Source organism: Chromohalobacter canadensis (assembly GCF_029544075.1).
GTDB classification, from domain to species: Bacteria; Pseudomonadota; Gammaproteobacteria; order Pseudomonadales; family Halomonadaceae; genus Chromohalobacter; species Chromohalobacter canadensis_A.
Genome location: NZ_JAJQJH010000007.1, coordinates 112,971 through 130,692, shown reverse-complemented (window position 1 = coordinate 130,692; position 17,722 = coordinate 112,971). Strand labels below are relative to the sequence as shown.

Sequence of the window (17,722 nt, the reverse complement as noted above, 5' to 3'; positions counted from 1 at the left end):
GGGCATGACCGACTCAACGATTGTCCCGCGCCCATGAGCTTCGACGCCAAGCATTTCCTCAAGACGGTTTCCGAATCGCCCGGCGTGTACCGCATGCTGGATACCGACGGCGAAATCTTGTATGTAGGCAAAGCCAAGCGGCTCAAGGCACGTCTTGCCAGCTATTTTCGTGGTGCGCTCAACACCAAGACGCAAGCCCTGGTCAGCCGTATCGCAGATATCCAGGTCACCATCACGCGCACCGAAACCGAGGCGCTCCTGCTCGAGCAGACGCTCATCAAGGAGCAGCGACCGCCGTATAACATCCTCCTGCGCGACGATAAGTCCTATCCGTTCATTTTTGTCTCGGATCGCCATCCTTACCCCGCACTCGAGTTCAAACGCGCGCGCGGGAAACGCGGCGACGGTCGCTATCTAGGCCCTTTCCCCAGCACGACCGCCGTCCGCGAGAGTCTAGCGTTGGTGCAGAAGATCTTTCGTATCCGAAATTGTGAGGACAGCGTTTTCGCCCATCGCACAAGGCCTTGTCTTCAGTATCAGATACAGCGCTGCAGCGCACCCTGTGTCGACTATATCGGCCGCGAGGAATACCAGCGCGACATCGACCACGCCATCATGGCTCTGGACGGGCGCAGCGAGCAGGTGACCGCGCAACTCACCCAGGACATGGAAGCCGCCAGCCAGGCGCTGGACTTCGAGGAAGCGGGACGCCTTCGCGATCAAATTCAGCAACTGCGACGCCTGCAGGAGCGTCAGATTGTCGATACTGGCGATGGCGATGCCGACATCTTTGCTCTCGCCGAGCGCCCGGGCGGCGTCTGCATCAGCACTCTAAGCGTACGTGGCGGACGCATGCTCGGGGCGCGCCACCACATGCCGCAAAACGGCCTGGACCTGACGGCGGAAGAACTACTCGGCGCGTTCATCAGCCATTATTACCTAGGTCACGATCGCGACATCCCCAGCGAGGTCATCACGTCCCTGCCGCTTGTGGATGCCGATGTCATTCAGGCCGCACTCTCCGAACGTGCCGGCAAACGCATCCGTGTGGCGCATCAGGTACGCGGTCATCGCGCCCAATGGCTGCGCCTGGCCGACACCAACGCCGAACAGCACCTCACTAGCCAGCTAGCCAACCGCTCGCAGTTGGCCAAACGCTTCGATGCCTTGCGCAAGGCGCTCGATCTACAGGAAACCCCGACGCGTCTGGAGTGTTTCGACATCAGCCATAGCCACGGCGAAGCGACAGTCGCCTCTTGTGTGGTTTTCGATCAAGACGGGCCGGTCAAATCCGATTATCGGCGTTTCAATATCGAAGGCGTCGCGGCGGGCGACGATTACGCAGCCATGCGCCAAGCGCTGACACGCCGCTACAAGCGCCTGGTGCAGGACGAAAGCAAGCTGCCCGACGTCCTTATCGTCGATGGCGGCAAGGGGCAGCTCAACATGGCGCGCGAGGTGCTAGAAGATGTCGGCATCATGAACACGCATCTGCTCGGCGTCGCCAAAGGTACGACACGCAAGCCCGGCCTCGAGACGTTATTCCTGGAAACCGTCGACAATGCCTTATCGCTCGATAGCGCCTCCCCTGGGCTGCACTTGATCCAGCATATCCGCGACGAAGCGCACCGCTTTGCGATTACCGGGCATCGACAGCAGCGCGACAAGCAACGCCGCACCTCGACCCTGCAGGACATTCCCGGTGTCGGTCCCAAACGCCGTCGAGAGTTGTTACGCTTCTTCGGCGGGCTTCAGGGCGTCCGCCAGGCCAGCCGCGATGAACTGGCCCGCGTGCCCGGTATCAGCGCTCAAATGGCCACGACCATTCATCAGGCCTTGCATGGATGAGCCATGAGCGGAAAGATACAATGGCACGACGATCTCATTCACCAGTCAGGACTTACATCGCTCGATGAACATCCCCAACCTATTGACGCTTGCGCGAATCGTGTTCATTCCCTTGCTGGTGATCGCCTTTTATCTCCCTTATTCCTGGAGCATGTTCCTGTGTGCGGGATTGTTCGGGCTTGCTGCTGTGACCGACTGGCTCGATGGTTACCTGGCGCGTCGCTGGAACCAGAGCACCCCCTTCGGCGCCTTTCTCGACCCAGTAGCGGACAAGCTCATGGTCGCCGTCGCCCTCGCCCTCCTGATCGAACGTTTCGACGCTGTGTGGCTGACACTACCGGGCTTGGTCATTATCGGTCGGGAGATCGTCATCTCGGCGTTACGCGAGTGGATGGCGGAAATCGGCAAGCGTGGTAGTGTCTCCGTCTCTTGGATAGGGAAGCTAAAAACCACGCTGCAGATGGTCTCGCTGCTGCTGTTGCTCGGCTTCGCACCTGGCTCGATGATCGCCAACTTGGGCGTCGCTCTACTTTATGTCGCCGCTACGCTGACGCTGTGGTCGATGTTCCAGTACCTGCGCGCAGCATGGCCGGAATTGACGCGCTCCATGTGAGCATTATTTCCACGTCAGAGAAGCACATAAACGTTTGACATTCACAGGCTTATCTCTATAATACGTCCTCGAGTTCGGCGGGAATAGCTCAGTGGTAGAGCATCGCCTTGCCAAGGCGAGGGTCGCGAGTTCGAATCTCGTTTCCCGCTCCAAACTCGAACGTTGATCGTTTTTCAACGAGCGCAACAAGGCTGGATGGCAGAGTGGTGATGCAGCGGACTGCAACTCCGTCAACGCCGGTTCGATTCCGACTCCAGCCTCCATTTTTTCTGCGGTGTTCCCCTTCCGTATCCGTTAGCCCGGATGGCGAAATTGGTAGACGCAAGAGACTTAAAATCTCTCGGTGGTAACACCGTGCCGGTTCAAGTCCGGCTCCGGGCACCAGTAATATCAGGCACTTGGCGCCCTTCCCCATCTTGCGCAGTCCTTGTTAACTAGCTCGTTGACCACAAAGTGTCCACTTTCTGTAATCGTTTAGGTCTCTGGTTGATCGCCGGTTAGGCGATGCTAAACGACCCAGCTATACGCGGCGCCTTTCTGCTTGCCATGCACACTGCCCTCCCGGTGTCACCTCCCTTATCAATATCCTGATGAACAGGGGTTTACCCCGTCACCTATCGCCGTCGGTCGCCTCTATCCAACGCCAGGCGGTGGCGGCGGCGTCATACTCTGCGCAGCACGGGTTGACGCCGCCGCCACCGTCTGGCCCGATACAAAGCGGCCACGGCTTAGGTTGACGGGCCATTACCCTTGATCCTGGAGCTTGAGGGAGCATACGCCGCGGGGAATGTGACAATATTGGAGCTTTTATATTCTTCAATTGCATTGCCAAGTTCGCTATGCAGATTTTCTAGAATTTCGGTATATATGTCGTCTGTTAAATGCTGATTTTCCATAATATGTGACATAGCGTGAATCTTCATTCCAACACTTTTAAGGCGCTCAAGTCTTTTCATTTAATAACCTCTAATGCATTTAGGCTTTTGGCTTCCTCAAGATGGTCTGGCGATAAATGAGCATATCGCATTGTCATCGTTATAGTTGAGTGATCAAGTATTCTTTGAAGTGTCAGTATACTTCCCCCCTGCATAATAAAATGGCTCGCAAAAGTATGCCTTAACACATGTGTCATTTGCCCTTCTGGTAGTTCTATATTTGCTTTTCTTATTGCATTACTAAATGCCTCATAACTTCCTCTAAAAAGCCTGCCGCTACCTCCATGACTGAGCACTTCCTCTTCTAGCTCTCTGCCAATAGGAATATGGCGCGCCTTTCCGTTCTTTGTACTCCAAAAAGATATCTTTCCATCCTTTACGTTTTCTCTCCTCAGGGTCTCGGCTTCACTCCACCTCGCTCCTGTTGCCAAGCATACCTTCGTTATCAAAAGTGCTGATTTGTTTCTTGACTCACTTAGCTTATCGAGTAGCACTTCTATCTCTTTCTTGGAAAGATAACGCAACTCCCTTTCATCATACTTAATTTTCCTGCTATCTTTTATTGGATTTTCCTTTCCCCATTCGCCAACTCTCCTTAGCTCATTAAACATGGCGCTCAAGTAAGCTCTATCATGATTCAAGGTGTTTGCTGAAACATCTTTGCTTCTGACTTCCCGGAGACTTACAAACCATCCTGCATTCAGATTCTCGGCAGTTGGATTGCCAGATACTTCTGCCAATTTTAGAAGTCGTGATTTCCGGCTTTCACCTGATTTGCTATGCTTTCCATGAATTTCATACCAACGCATAATCAAGTCTGATAGCCGGCGCATATCTTTCTTAGGCGGGTTCCAGTCAGGCTGTTGAACCACTTTGGTTTTGACATAGCTCATGTACCGCAGGGCTTCCCCTTTGGTTTTGAACTTTTTCCTGAACCGTTTTGAGCCTTTCCCGTTGCCACGAAAGTCAACCAGCCATGTACCATCCTCCTGCTTTTTTACTGCCACAACCGAGACCCTCCCTGTAACACGTCTCGCAGATCACCCTTTATGGGTGCCGTTAATTGACAGTGTTTGACACTGCTTGAAGACCTATATAGGTATAGCACCAGAAACCTATATAGGTCAAATATAGGTTTTAGTCGGATACATTGCGTATTCGCTGGCTAGCAGCTAATATACTTTCTATATAGGTTCTATGGTGGAATAGGATGAGCAGTCACCTTACCAAAAACGAGCGTCGTCGCCTTTGGTCTTACCTCAAGCAGGCAAAGCCAGAAGGCTGGCGCAATTTGCTTGGGTTGCTCCAGAAAGGTCCTTGGTTTGAAGCTTTTGGTCTTTACTACGAATGCGTACGTAACAGGTCGATTAACGATAGCGTGTGGTTCGAGCGCTGGTCAGTTGAGGGGGTAATGCCCCCTATGCCGTACACTGCCAGACATTCGGAAAAGGCACTGGGTGAATTTTTGGCTGGCATCAAGCAAAGTCAACGTTTTGGATCTACCGATTCACCAACTAACCTACCCCCTTCCAACACGCACGCTATCAAGGCGTCTACGGGCTTTTCTAGCCACCATGAGGGGGAACCCCCTACTGAGGCTTCTAAAGCGCCTAGAACGCCTCGTAAGAGAGCCAGTGAAAAAAAGCAAACCATTTCTCTTATGATTGAACCCAGCCTTTATGATCGCATCAAGGAACTTGCGGACATTCAGGAACGGTCGGCTGGTGCTCAAATACGACATGCTTTGCGCTTGCACCTTGATGAAAACGCTCACCTCCTAGGAGATGATGACGTTGATTAGTGGCCACAAAGTGTCCACTTTACTGGCTGGCAAAGTCTAACAATGTCGCCTTGTCATGCGTAACCTAATGATTTTGTTGAACACTGGTGCTCAGTGTCCACCTATTGATAGAACTTAAAATCTCTCGGTGGTAACACCGTGCCGGTTCAAGTCCGGCTCCGGGCACCAGTAGAATCAAGCGCTTGGCGCCCTCTCCTACTAGTATTTCTCCCGATAGCCTCTAAAGGGCAACCAAATGCCCCATGCACTTGGCCTCAGTGAGCCGGCATACCGGCGAGATGACTGTGACTTGGCGAAGAGACCGTGGCATGCCAAATGGATTGGCGCCCACGCCCATCCGCCAATGCCATAAGCCCATCCAGATCGTCGATCCTGATTTCTCGTCCCTTTGCCGTGAGCAATTCCAAGTCTTGGAAACGCCCCAATAGACGGCTCACCGTCTCAACCGCCAGCCCCAAATAATTGCCGATATCGCTACGCGACATGGAAAGGCGGAAGCTGAACGGCGAATAACCTTGTTGTCGAAAGCGCGTCGATAAGGCAATCAGAAAGCTGGCCAAACGGATATCGGATGTTCTATTCAGAAATAGACGCACCATCATGCGTTCCTGATGCAGTGCGCGACTCATCACCCGCAGAAAACAACCGTTCATGCCCAACTCACCCGGTCTTTTTTGGGCGAGCTCTTCGAGTGCTTCAGGCAATATTTCGCAGACAGATGTCGTTTCCAATGCCTGCGTCACCCCCGGATGAAAACCACTACTGATGGCATCAAGCCCCACCACCTCTCCCGGTAAATAAAACTGGGTAATGTGTTCTTCATTGGTGATATCACGATAAACTTGCTTCAAGCTTCCGCAGCGAACGATATACAGGCTTTTGAATTCTTCACCTTGTGCGAATAGCGTTTGGCGCTTTCTCAAAGGCGATACCTGACGGCTGATGGTGCTGAACGTGTTCAGCTCGCCTACCGACAAGGGCGCTGGCAAGCACATGCTGCTCAAACGATAGGCTTGCGTTGGGTGCTCGGACGGCGCCGCAAATCGAGAAGCTTTATATTGTGATGTCATCGTAGACTCCCTGCGTCTGAATCGGGCTTTCAGTATGCGTTAGAGTCTTTTTGATAACAGTTTGATATTCGCGTTTACATGTCTGGTTTTTCTCATGCCAATCACGAATTGCCTCGTAGCATGACACTCATCAAAGTCATGTGAGGCAACTCGCACTAGACTGCTTTACTCGCCAACAACGTCCTTACATCGAGGCAAGACGTTCTTTATCGTAAGTGCCGGACATGCGCACCAGCGCCAGCGCCTCACCTCGAGAAGAGACCCGCTCAACCCGCACGAGCTCATCATCTAGACGCACTGGCCCGCCCGTGCGCTCGGCCAGCACCGACTCGAGCGTTTGCGCATCCAACTCGTCCTCGAAATGCAGCGTATCCACCTGTGCAGTATTGCGACTCGGCAGGTAGATCGTGCCATTGGAAAAGTCGATGGCGTAGGCGATGACCCCGGGGATGATATAAAACAACAGGCCCACGCCATCAGCTACCGCCACTGCAGGGTCGATACGTCCACTGGGCTGCCCTTTGCGCTCGGGATAGAACACGGTTCCGCACCCTGCCAGGGTCGTGGTAGTGGCCACGATGGTGAGCGCCGCCACCCAGCGGCGAGCCTGGAAGACATTCCGGTCGTGCATGGCACTCATCACTTTATCCTCTTACTCTGTTCACATACATTATTTAAGGTCAAAGCTACGTTGCCCAGCATGCCGGGCTTACGTGCATAAGCATATCGCAAACTCGCGTCAACGTGAGCCTGCCCTCTCGAGGCCCACCACCCGACTCGCCGTTCCAGGAAGCACCAGCGTGCATCACTTTTGCCGCGTTCACGCCTTGACCGTACAATAGCCCTATTTACCGCGCCGCTTCAGGGCGACGTGATTTAGGCCTCGAATCCAAGGAACCGCTTGTCCATGCGCGCCAGTCAATTATTGATCCCTACCCTCAAGGAAACACCCGCCGACGCCGACATCGTCAGCCATCAGCTGATGCTGCGTGCGGGCATGATTCGCCGCCTGAGCTCGGGCCTTTATACCTGGCTACCCTTGGGGCTGCGCACGCTTCGTAAGGTCGAGAACATCGTGCGCGAGGAAATGAACCGCGCTGGCGCTCAGGAAGTCCTGATGCCAGCGATCCAGCCAGCGGAGCTGTGGCAGGAGTCTGGACGCTGGGACCAATACGGCAACCTACTGCTGCGCATTCGTGACCGACATGATCGCGATTTCTGCTATGGCCCGACGCACGAGGAAGTGATCACCGACCTCGTCCGCAACGAAATACGCTCCTACAAGCAGGTGCCCTCCAACTTCTACCAGATCCAGACCAAGTTCCGCGACGAGACGCGTCCGCGCTTCGGCGTCATGCGCGCCCGCGAGTTCATCATGAAGGATGCCTACTCGTTCGATATCGACCAAGCTGGTCTACAGCGCTCCTACGATGCGATGTATGACGCCTACATGCGCATCTTCACGCGCCTGGGTCTGGATTTCCGCGCCGTCGAGGCCGACAACGGCGACATCGGCGGTACCGGCTCCCACGAGTTTCAGGTGCTGGCCGATTCCGGCGAGGACGCGGTGGTCTTTTCCACGTCGTCAGACTACGCCGCCAACATGGAAAAAGCCGAGGCGCTACCGGCGCCGCTCGGCGAGACACCGGAGCGCGCCGCGCCTCAGGAAGAACTGCATCTGGTCGATACGCCTAATGCACGTACTATCGCCACCTTGGTGGAGCAGCATGGCTTGCCCATCGAGAAGACCATCAAGACATTGATGGTGCATGCCACTGAGGGTGGCCTGATAGCCTTGCTGGTGCGTGGTGATCACGAGCTCAACGAGGTCAAGGCCGAGAACCTCCCCGAGGTTGCCGCCCCCCTGACCATGGCCAATGAAGCGGAAATCCGTCAGGCGGTAGGCGCCGGTCCCGGCTCGCTGGGACCGGTCAACCTGGAGATGCCGCTGATCATCGATCGCAGCGTGGCGCTGATGAGCGACTTCGGTGCCGGCGCCAACATCGACGGCCAGCACTATTTCGGCATCAACTGGGAACGCGATGTCGCCCTGCCCAAGGTGGCCGATCTGCGCAACGTGGTCGAGGGGGACCCCTCACCGGACGGCCAGGGCACCCTGGCCATCGCCCGCGGCATCGAAGTCGGCCACGTCTTCCAGCTAGGGACAAAGTATTCCACCGCGATGAACGCCACCGTGCTCGATGACAATGGCCAGGCAGTTCCGCTGCTGATGGGCTGCTATGGCATTGGCGTGACCCGCGTCGTCGCCGCCGCCATCGAGCAAAACCATGATGCAGGGGGCATCATCTGGCCAAATGCCATCGCCCCGTTCGAAGTCACGCTCGTGCCCATGAACGCGCATAAATCCGAGCGCGTTCGCGAGTATGCCGAAACCCTTTATCAGCAACTCAGTGACGCCGGCGTCGATGTTCTGATCGATGATCGCGACCTGCGCCCCGGCGTCAAGTTCGCCGACCAGGAGCTCATCGGAGTTCCCCACCGCGTCGTGATCGGCGAACGCGGGCTGGATAACGGCGAGTTGGAGTACAAAGGACGCCGCGATAGTGAGGTCACCATGGTGCCCACCGACACGATGCTCGATTTCCTGCGTCAACGCCTGACATCCTGATCGGCACCGGGGCATGCTCTGCGCGGCACGCCCCGGACTCCTTTCCCCTTGCTCTGGCTCACTGCCAAGATATTGGCCTGAAATCATTCTCAACGCAGTTCGCATCCCGCGCGTTTGTGGCCATGCATGCGCCTCACGCGTCACATAGCAACGATTCGCCTGAGCCCATATGGCAGCTGAGCACCGATGCGCCAAGGCTCTTTCGATATGGCGTAGGATGTCGCATGACGACTCATCTTTACTTCGACAACCGCCGGTACCCAGAATGACGCCCGATACCGCCGGCCAATTACACCGTTTGCGCAAAGAACAACGTCGTAACAGTGTGCTTTTCCGCGTGTTTGCGGTAGGCAGCGGGGTCGCTATCATGGCGTCGCTGCTATTCGAGCAACGCCTATCCTGGTTGATGGCGATCACGATCATGGTGATGCTAATGGGCGCGCTGTTGCGACATCGCATGGCCCAGCAAACACGCCACAACATTGCGCAATGGGAAGCGCTAATGCAGGCGCAAAAGCGCCAGGCGGATCAACAGGAAGCCTGGCGTCGCATGCGCGAGCTTCTACAGTGTGATCTCGACGAGGATGCCTTCCTACGTGCCTTGCTCGACACCAGCGCCGAGGTTCTAGGCGCAGAGCGTGCCAGTCTATGGTTTCTCGACGAGGATCGTGCCCTAACCTGTCGCATGTCGCTCGTCGACTCACTCAATGGCATCAGGCTGGCACCTAATGGGCTGGATGGCTATCTCGCGTCACTGACGCAAAACCCTTGCCTGGTCACGTCCGACGCTCAGCATGACGAACGCCTCAGCGGCCTGCGCCATTACCTTCGCGAAAATCATATTCACGCCATGCTGGACGTGGGAATCTTCGCCGGTGGTGAGCTGCGTGGGGCGATCTGCTGTGAGTCGACCTCTCCACGCGAGTGGCATGGCGATGAAATCACCACACTAATGGGATTCGCGGGACTGCTCTCCCAGTTTTCAGAATCCTTGCGCCGTCGCGAGGTCGAACACGACCTGCATCGCCAGCTCCACCACGACGAAGTGTCGGGACTGGCAACACTGAGAGGGCTCCTGCATCGCCTGCAAGCGCTGACGCAACGTAACGAGGCGTTCCACCTGCTGGTGTTACGACTAGGCGGTCTAGGTCACATCAACGAGACACTCGGCCAACAGGCCGGCGATGAAGCAATTCGTCAGGTGGCCGAGAAGCTCAAGGAACGCCTGACCGAGCTGCAAGGCAGCATTCACATTGGCCGCCTCCCGGCCAATCGTCTGTTAATCGCGATTCCCGGGCAAACGGATGAGTCACTGCGCCACTACTGCCTGGAGCGGCTTCTTTCGCTGGGCGAGAACAGCTGGCGTATCTTCGGCACGCCCAGTCAGCTACGTTTCAACGCAGGTGTGGCATGCTACCCGCGCGACGCTCAGGACATCGAATCACTTCTACAACGTGCCGAACTCGCGGTGCAACACGCACGCGAGACACCACCGCCTCACTTGGCGTTCTACACCAGCCAACTAAGCGATTGGGAACAGCGCCTCAACCGTTTGGAGCGCGAATTGCGTACGGCGCTCGACGAACACCAGTTTCGCCTGTATTTACAAGGACAGTTCGACCCCGAAGGACGCCTCGCGGGCGCCGAAGTGCTTTTACGCTGGCAACATCCACGCGAAGGGCTCCTAGCACCGGGCAGTTTCATTGCCGAAGCCGAGTACAGCGGCTTGATCCGCCCTATGGGGCAGTGGGTACTCGACCAAGCTTGCGCCTTGCTCGGCGGTGCGCTGCAGGGCAGTGAATTGTCGCTCTCGGTCAACGTCTCAGTACAACAGCTCCATGACGACGCCTTCATGACGCACGTGACGCAATTGCTCGAGCGCCATGCCTTCGCGCCTCGGCGGCTGATCCTGGAAGTCGTCGAATCGCTTCTCGTTACACCGGGTATCGCCACCAGACTCAACGCACTGCGTGAACTCGGCGTACGTCTCGCCCTCGACGATTTCGGCACAGGCTATTCGTCGCTGCGTTATCTACAGGATTTTCGCGTCGACGAGATCAAGATCGACAAGGTCTTCGTCGATGCCATCACGCCGCACCGCGACGCGCCACTGGTGCGCTCGATCATCGCGCTTGGTCAGGCGCTAGAACTCCGCGTAGTCGCTGAAGGCGTGGAAAACGCGGTGCAACAAGATTATCTGCGCGCACGCGGCATCGACTTTCTGCAAGGCTACTACCTGGCACATCCCGAACCAGTGGATACCTTCTTGCGCCGCATAGAACAGGCGCCGGTAGGATAGACATCCAAAGCCCAGCAGCTATTGCTTGCGATCCTCAACCTCGGGTGCCGTCACATCTGCCGCCAATGGGTGGCCCTTAGCCAGTTCGGCGCGGCGCGCCGAGCGGATATCGAGAATTTCGACATGAAACGCTAGGGCCTGTCCCGCCAGCGGATGATTGGCATCTACCGTTACCCGCGTGTCATCCGCTTCGATCAAAGTCACCGTGCGCGGCCCATCGGGGCCCTGCGCCTGAAAACGCATGCCCGGTGATAACTCTTCGACGCCGGGAAAGGCCGTGCGCGCCACTATCTGCACGAGATCGGGTTCATGCGCCCCATAGGCCTCCTCGGGCGCCAGGTTGATCTCGCGGATATCACCGCCGGAAAGCCCCTCCAACGCCGCCTCGAGGCCTGGCAAGATATTGGCGTGGCCATGCAGGTATTCGAGTGGCGCCTTGCGACGACGCGAGTCATCAAGCACATGTCCGGCAGAATCGCACAACACATAATGCAGGCGAACGACATGTTGCGGCGAGATGGTCATGAAAACTCCTGATCTTTACAACATTGGGCGGCGTGTCATGTCGTGCGGCGTAGATCGCCCACCGGTAACTCGAGGCGCTGCTGATGATGCAGCATGTTGAGCAGAACGATAGCGCGCTCTTCCCCCTTCTGATTCTCGAATACGGCCTTGAGCGCCTGAAAGGGGCCCTCGGTGATCTCGACGATTTCACCGGGGCGAAAGTAGACGTTGCCCGCCTCACGCGCCGTCTCATCGCGCTGGGAACGGGCAATTAGCATCTCGACCAGCGCGTCTGGCACGGGCAGCGGTTCGTCGCCGAACGCAACCAGCCTCAACACGCCGCGCGTGGAGCGGATGGGACGCCAATTGCTCGCCACCCGGTCGAGACGGATGAACAAATAGTGAGGAAACAGGGGTTCGGCAATCCAGACCAACTTGTTGCGACGCTTCTTCTGCACCTCGAGCAGCGGATGGAAGACACGATAACCTTGATTGGTCAGATGCTCACTGGCACGGAAGGACTCCCCGCCCTTGCACTGCACCACATACCAGCGCGGGCAGGCGGCCGTGTCATCGAGCGCGCTTGGATCGAGCTGATCGGTCATGTCCTCTGGCCTTCATCGTCGGGGTATGCCACGGTACGCAACCTGCGTTTTCGCCACGCGCCTGGGCGCGGGCCATTGCCGTACAAACACTGCATTCTAGCATTGTGCCGGATTCATGTCCGAGCCGCATCGGGCGGCTCGCTCACGGGAGGAACCGATGACTCACGATGTCGCACACCGCCGCTGGCGCGACGCCTTGGCGGTTTATCTGCAGGCACCGGTCATCACCATGCTGTTTCTCGGCTTCGCCGCCGGCCTCCCCTTCCTACTGGTATTCTCGACGCTCACGGCGTGGCTGCGTGACGCCGGAGTAGAAGTCGCTGCTATCGGGTTCTTTTCCTGGATCGGCATCCTCTATTCGATCAAGATCGCCTGGGCGCCGATCGTCGATCGTGTCGCTCTGCCGGGCTTGGGTCGTTGGCTCGGCCAACGCCGCAGTTGGATGCTCTGCGCCCAGTTGACGATCGCCGCAGGACTACTGGGCCTGGCCGCCCTCTCGCCACCCGCGCATCTCATCCCCATTGCCGGCCTGGCCCTACTGGTCGCGTTCGGCGCAGCGACTCAAGATATCGTCATCGATGCCTACCGCATCGAGTCCGCCGAGGAAACCGTGCAGGCCGCCATGGCCTCGACCTATATCATCGGCTATCGCGGCGGGCTGCTCGCCGCTGGCGCCGGGGCGCTATATATCGCTGACGCGGTCTCTTGGCATGCCGCTTACGCGTGCATGGCCGCGCTCGTCGGGATCGGTGTGATCACCACCTTGGTGAGGCCAGAACCGCAGCGCTCGACGCTAGGCATCCAGCTCGCCAGCGAACCACGCGTGCGCGCATTCCTGCACCAGCATCGCCACGCGCCTCGTCGACGGCGTCGCTTCGGCGCCTGGGTCATCGGGGCCATCGTTTGCCCTTTCACCGACTTCTTCGCCCGTCACGGACGCACGGCTCTATGGTTCTTGCTGTTCATCGGTCTCTATCGCATCAGCGACCTGGCGATGGCCGCGATGGCCAATCCGCTCTATATCGACCTAGGCTTCAGCCTCTCCGAGATTGCCAATGTGACCAAGGTATTCGGCATCGCCATGAGCATTCTCGGCGGTGTGGCCGGCGGGCTATTGGTAGTACGCTTTGGGCTGGGACGAATGTTGGTGGCGGGCGCCCTGGCGACCGCCCTCACCAACCTGATGTTCGTAGCACTGGCCAACGCGGGACACAGCTTTCCCATGCTGGTCATGACCATCATGGGCGACAATCTCGCCAATGGCCTAGCGAGCACGATCTTCATCGCCTTTCTCTCGAGCCTGACCTCACGTGCCTATACGGCAACGCAGTATGCCTTGTTCTCATCGCTGATGACGCTACCCGGCAAGTTTCTCGGCGGCTTCTCGGGGCTGGTAGTGGATGGTGTCGGCTACACGGGCTTCTTTACCGTCAGTGCAGCCTTGGGTGTGCCCGCCGTGCTACTCGCGCTCTGGCTCGCTCGCACTCAGCGCTGAACATGAGACCCTAAGCTGCCACGCTCGCGCCATGGCGACTTCTCAACGATGGGCGCCCAGCCACGCCATGGCGCCCGGCGTCGCCATCCACTGGTCGCGCATTAATTGGCGATACTGCCATGCCTCGGCGCGCGTCCCCGGCGCTGGTGCATCGACGGCCAGTGCCACTGGCTTCGGCTTCTCGTCACATAGCATCGGCACCAAGTAGGGATTGGCCCGCTGGGCGGCGGTTAGTACCTCGTCAGCCTCGTCACAGCGTGCCAAACGATACAAGGCGAGCACACGCGCCATGGTCACGCCGATCATCTCTTCCTCATCGTGCACGCCACTGAGTTCGGCGGCCTCGTCGTCACGCCCTTCACGCAACAACTGATCGAGCACCAGCTCACGTAATCCCAGGTCATCTTCTTCATCGAGCTTGAGCACACGTTCGGCGAGATGCCGCGAACGCGTCCGCGCGCCGCGCTCCATTCCCACGATCAGCGCCAAGGCACAGCGCAACAAAGTGGCATTGTCGGCGTCGTCCCAGGCAAAGGGACCTTGCTGCGTCTCGAGTTGCGATAGCCATGCCTCGAACCGCGCCGCCAGCGGCGCAAAGAAGCTCTCCGCCATCCATGGCAGGCTTCCGAAGCGACTGGTTAACGCTAGGCTCAGCGACTGCATTACCGCCGGCGAGCCCAACCATTCGGGGTGAGCACATAAGGCGGGCAGCCATTCTGCGGCGTTTTCCCATGGGTCGGACTCGAAACTCAGCGCGGCATCTTCGTCGATGGTCACCTTGAAATACTCGAACCACGCCGCGAAGGCGGTATCCTCACGAGCCGTGGCATGATATTCCACGTGGCCTTCCGAAGTACGCGACAATTGCAGCCGAGGCGGTGCTTCCAAGGTATCGAGCAAGGCGGCAAGCGACGCCAACGGCTCGGCCAAGTCTTCCTCGGAGTTGATCATCTGCTCGGCCAGGGTCGCCTCGGGATTGGCGGCCAGGTCGGCCAAAAACTGTAGTTGATCCACTTCGAGATCGGAGCGTTTAGAGAGTCGGCGCCACCAGAAATGCGCCCGGGCGCGGGCTTCTTCTGGATGGCCCTCGTGCAGCAACAGCATGGACTCGATATAGGCCAGCGTTGGCGAATCGGGCAGCGTTTGCTGGGCCCGCACGAAGGCTTCCCGAGCACTGGCCAAATCATCGCTATCGAGATGCATCAAGCATAGGCGCTCGAGCGCCACGCCACGCAGGAAGGTCGGGCCACGCTCCAGGACCTCGTCGAGTAACGACGCCCGCTTGCGATGAAAACCACGCGATTGATAGAGATCGACGAGGATCTCAAACGCCGGCTCTGCCTGTTCGGGCAGGCGCGACCAGTCACGCTCGCTGGAGAACAGGCTTTCGAGGATCTGCTGGGCACGACCGCGCTGACCGCTTTCGGCGGCAATCAAGCCGGCTTCCAACAGTGCCTGATCCGGCGCCTTGCCGCTCCCCAGGGCCGCCTTGAGTGTCTCGCCCGTCCATTCCTTGAGCGACAGCATCCACATCAGGTGCGAGGGAACCGCTCCCGGCAACGTCACCGCACCGCAGCATTGTTTGGTCTTGCGTCCTGAATCGCACCAGCAAGGCTCGTTGCGCCCCGGCCACGCCAAGGGCTCGGGATCGAAACCCAATCGCACCAGCGGCGTCTCGTTCCATAACAAGGGCGCCAAGGCCTGCGCCATGCTCAGGTCGCCGCCGACACGCACCACGCCCTCGTCGCGCGCCCAGATCATCAGCGCCGGATAATGCTCATTATCGCGTATCGCCTTCAACGCGCCGCTGGCATACCCCAGCAATTGTTCCACCCATGCGGCCAGCATCGCGACCCTCCAGAAAAAATCGCTTTATTCTAGCATGTCCGGCAAGCGAGCCTCATCCGTCTACCGCTTGGTGCACCAATGCCGCTTTTCGGGTATTGTCGCCGCTTGTCCGAACCCCGCCATGTAAGGGATGTCATCGTGCTCCTGCCGTTGCCGTTTCAGCGTAAAACATCGCCCGCTCAAGAGACCTCTCAGGTACGCCTCGAACGCGAAGGACGCAACGAAATCCGGCGCATCACCGCAGCCGTCGAGAAGGTACCCTGGTCGGTCAGTCTGATGCAGATTCTATGGACGGCTGGTCCGGTGACGCTGCTCGGCGCCTGGGGCGGCTACTTGCTGGGGTACGGCAAGGCACCGACCACGGAAAACTACGTTTTCTTCATTTCCTACACGGTGATCACCGGCGCTGCGGGGATTCTGGCCAACCTCGGCTACCACCTCACTCAAGGACGCAAGGCCGAGAAGACCTCCGGACAGATCGAGCAGGTCATCAAGACCTTGCCCGAGCTGCTGCTGGTCACGCGCGATCTGATCGTCGAAAGCCTCGAGGGTGATGCCCGACGCCGAGAGGCCGCCGCCATGTTGCTGCGCAAGCACGACCTTTCGCCGGAGGGCGTCGAATTGGCGGCCATCGAGTTGCTCGACGACCGCGAGAGCGCACGTCTCATTGGTCAAATCGACGTCTACCGCCGGGTCGGCTTGCATGCCCGCATCCGCGATCTCGTCACGCAATACCGCGACACCCTGGAACCTCAGTTCAACGCCCTCTACGATACTGCGCCCATCGCCACGCACCTGCTGCGTGAACGCTTCGAGGGCCGTGCCCCCGACCTTCACCAAGGCGTACCACGCGACGAGAACTTCATCGAGCGCGTCATGGCGGCCATCGAGCAGGACAACGACCTGCTGATGACTCTGCAGGACGTCGAGGAAATGCTGATTCTGGCGTTCGAACTGATCAGCGGGCGCAAGATTCCAGTGCTCTCGTTCGAGTATCGCGGTCGCTGGCGCCTCGCCCAGGCGTTCGACAATCTGGAAGAGGCACGCGCACGCCAGCGCATCGCACAAGCGACCGGCCTTTCGCGTCTCAAGGCGCTCAATGTCTATCTCGCCGAGCAGTCCGGCACCCTGGTCGAAGACAGCGCCTCGGGGCTGCGTGCCGAGCTGCTGCTCGAGCGTTCGGTCAAGGCGATGGACGCGCTGGCCGAGCAGATCGTGCACCTCGCTCAGGCAGTGGAAGTCGGCCAGGAAGAGCGCAAGCGTGCGTTACGCACCAAGTCGGACATCCTCGCCAATGCCATCCAGCTCTATAAGAGCGTTTCCAGCGCTTACGAACAGGTGGGTCGCAGTCACGCTCAGTTGATCAAGTCGGTGGATCGCTGGGAGCGCATCACCGCCAGCTTGTCCGACGACACGACGCGCCTGCGCCTGGGGCCAGGGCGGAGAGGGCTGCGCATCCGCGAACGCACCATTGCGCTGGATGACGAAGCCAAGGCACGGGTCTGCAAGCATCTCGCCCGCTACTTGAATCAGACGGGCATCACGCCACGCCATCACGAAGCGTGGCGCGGCGCTCACCGCGAGACCCAGCTCAGCGTCGGCGTGGATGCCGCCAAGCGCTTGGCCATCGAGATATTCCTCGCTCTCGAGCCTCACGTGGGACTGTCACAACCGGCCACGCAGCGTGCCATCAATAGCTCCAACGCCGCCGATTTCGGCCAGATCGAACCCAACCTGTCAGCGGCCGCCAAGGCCGCGCTAGGCGCCTCGATGGTTCGTGAAGTGGATACCGAGTTGTCACGCGCGGCCGAATCGTTGGCGCTGGCGCTGGTGCGCCACTATCGCGTGGAGCTCGAGCCCGCCGCCATCGAGTTTCTCAAACGCCAGTACGGCGCCCGCGACAGCACCCTGCAGATGCTCTCCAACATCAACCTGACGGGACGCAGCGATGCCCGTAACGTCAGCTTTCTCAGCCATCGTCCACCCGCCGTGGGGACCCCCCATCGTGACTGGTATCGTGCTTTGGTGCGCGCACGTCGGCTCTTCGGGCGTCGCTAGTCCACGCCTTGGAATGA

Annotated in this window: 13 protein-coding genes and 3 tRNA genes; 10 read left to right on the top strand and 6 right to left on the bottom strand. The window is 58.5% G+C overall.

Annotation, left to right across the window (positions count from 1 at the left end):
• The first annotated feature begins 33 nt into the window (after positions 1-33).
• The 5 genes from uvrC (at position 34) to LUN51_RS10825 (ending at position 2,845) form a co-directional block, all read left to right on the top strand.
• A complete protein-coding gene (uvrC, locus tag LUN51_RS10845) occupies positions 34-1,848 on the top strand; it encodes an excinuclease ABC subunit UvrC (RefSeq protein ID WP_277811265.1) in 1,815 nt (604 codons plus the stop codon).
• 64 nt (positions 1,849-1,912) lie between these two features.
• Positions 1,913-2,461, top strand: a complete 549-nt coding sequence (gene pgsA / locus LUN51_RS10840) for a CDP-diacylglycerol--glycerol-3-phosphate 3-phosphatidyltransferase (RefSeq protein ID WP_277811264.1) — start codon at positions 1,913-1,915, stop codon at positions 2,459-2,461.
• Between the two features lie 77 nt (positions 2,462-2,538).
• Positions 2,539-2,613, top strand: a tRNA-Gly gene (locus tag LUN51_RS10835).
• Between the two features lie 37 nt (positions 2,614-2,650).
• Positions 2,651-2,724 (top strand) — tRNA-Cys (locus tag LUN51_RS10830).
• A 34-nt stretch (positions 2,725-2,758) separates the two neighbouring features.
• Positions 2,759-2,845, top strand: a tRNA-Leu gene (locus tag LUN51_RS10825).
• 568 nt (positions 2,846-3,413) lie between these two features.
• Here LUN51_RS10825 and LUN51_RS10820 read toward each other — a convergent pair.
• Entirely contained in the window at positions 3,414-4,403 is a 990-nt protein-coding gene (locus LUN51_RS10820) for a phage integrase (RefSeq protein ID WP_277811263.1), read from the bottom strand.
• A gap of 203 nt (positions 4,404-4,606) precedes the next feature.
• On the opposite strand from LUN51_RS10820, the gene LUN51_RS10815 reads away from it, so the two are divergent.
• Positions 4,607-5,197 carry a hypothetical protein gene (locus LUN51_RS10815; RefSeq protein ID WP_277811262.1) on the top strand — a complete coding sequence of 197 codons (591 nt, stop codon included), beginning with the start codon at positions 4,607-4,609 and terminating at the stop codon, positions 5,195-5,197.
• Between the two features lie 254 nt (positions 5,198-5,451).
• On the opposite strand, the gene LUN51_RS10810 is transcribed toward LUN51_RS10815, so the two are convergent.
• Both LUN51_RS10810 and LUN51_RS10805 read right to left on the bottom strand, forming a co-directional pair.
• Positions 5,452-6,267, bottom strand: a complete 816-nt coding sequence (locus tag LUN51_RS10810) for a helix-turn-helix domain-containing protein (protein WP_277811261.1) — start codon at positions 6,265-6,267, stop codon at positions 5,452-5,454.
• A 184-nt stretch (positions 6,268-6,451) separates the two neighbouring features.
• On the bottom strand, positions 6,452-6,907 hold the full coding sequence (locus tag LUN51_RS10805; protein WP_277811260.1) for a hypothetical protein: 456 nt from the start codon (positions 6,905-6,907) through the stop codon (positions 6,452-6,454).
• 267 nt (positions 6,908-7,174) lie between these two features.
• On the opposite strand from LUN51_RS10805, the gene LUN51_RS10800 reads away from it, so the two are divergent.
• The gene (locus LUN51_RS10800; protein WP_277811259.1) at positions 7,175-8,896 is read left to right on the top strand and encodes a proline--tRNA ligase; all 1,722 of its coding nucleotides are present in this window, start codon (positions 7,175-7,177) and stop codon (positions 8,894-8,896) included.
• A 265-nt stretch (positions 8,897-9,161) separates the two neighbouring features.
• Positions 9,162-11,195: a putative bifunctional diguanylate cyclase/phosphodiesterase gene (locus tag LUN51_RS10795; protein ID WP_277811258.1), complete on the top strand. Its 2,034-nt coding sequence runs from the start codon at positions 9,162-9,164 to the stop codon at positions 11,193-11,195.
• 18 nt (positions 11,196-11,213) lie between these two features.
• On the opposite strand, the gene LUN51_RS10790 is transcribed toward LUN51_RS10795, so the two are convergent.
• Both LUN51_RS10790 and rfaH read right to left on the bottom strand, forming a co-directional pair.
• Positions 11,214-11,720, bottom strand: coding sequence for an FKBP-type peptidyl-prolyl cis-trans isomerase (locus tag LUN51_RS10790; RefSeq protein WP_277811257.1), 507 nt, complete (start codon positions 11,718-11,720; stop codon positions 11,214-11,216).
• A gap of 35 nt (positions 11,721-11,755) precedes the next feature.
• A complete protein-coding gene (rfaH, locus tag LUN51_RS10785) occupies positions 11,756-12,304 on the bottom strand; it encodes a transcription/translation regulatory transformer protein RfaH (protein WP_277811256.1) in 549 nt (182 codons plus the stop codon).
• A gap of 157 nt (positions 12,305-12,461) precedes the next feature.
• On the opposite strand from rfaH, the gene LUN51_RS10780 reads away from it, so the two are divergent.
• Positions 12,462-13,799: an AmpG family muropeptide MFS transporter gene (locus LUN51_RS10780; protein WP_277811255.1), complete on the top strand. Its 1,338-nt coding sequence runs from the start codon at positions 12,462-12,464 to the stop codon at positions 13,797-13,799.
• A gap of 42 nt (positions 13,800-13,841) precedes the next feature.
• On the opposite strand, the gene LUN51_RS10775 is transcribed toward LUN51_RS10780, so the two are convergent.
• Positions 13,842-15,647, bottom strand: coding sequence for an SEC-C domain-containing protein (locus tag LUN51_RS10775; protein ID WP_277811254.1), 1,806 nt, complete (start codon positions 15,645-15,647; stop codon positions 13,842-13,844).
• A 138-nt stretch (positions 15,648-15,785) separates the two neighbouring features.
• On the opposite strand from LUN51_RS10775, the gene LUN51_RS10770 reads away from it, so the two are divergent.
• Positions 15,786-17,705, top strand: coding sequence for a hypothetical protein (locus LUN51_RS10770; RefSeq protein WP_277811253.1), 1,920 nt, complete (start codon positions 15,786-15,788; stop codon positions 17,703-17,705).
• Positions 17,706-17,722 lie beyond the last annotated feature (17 nt).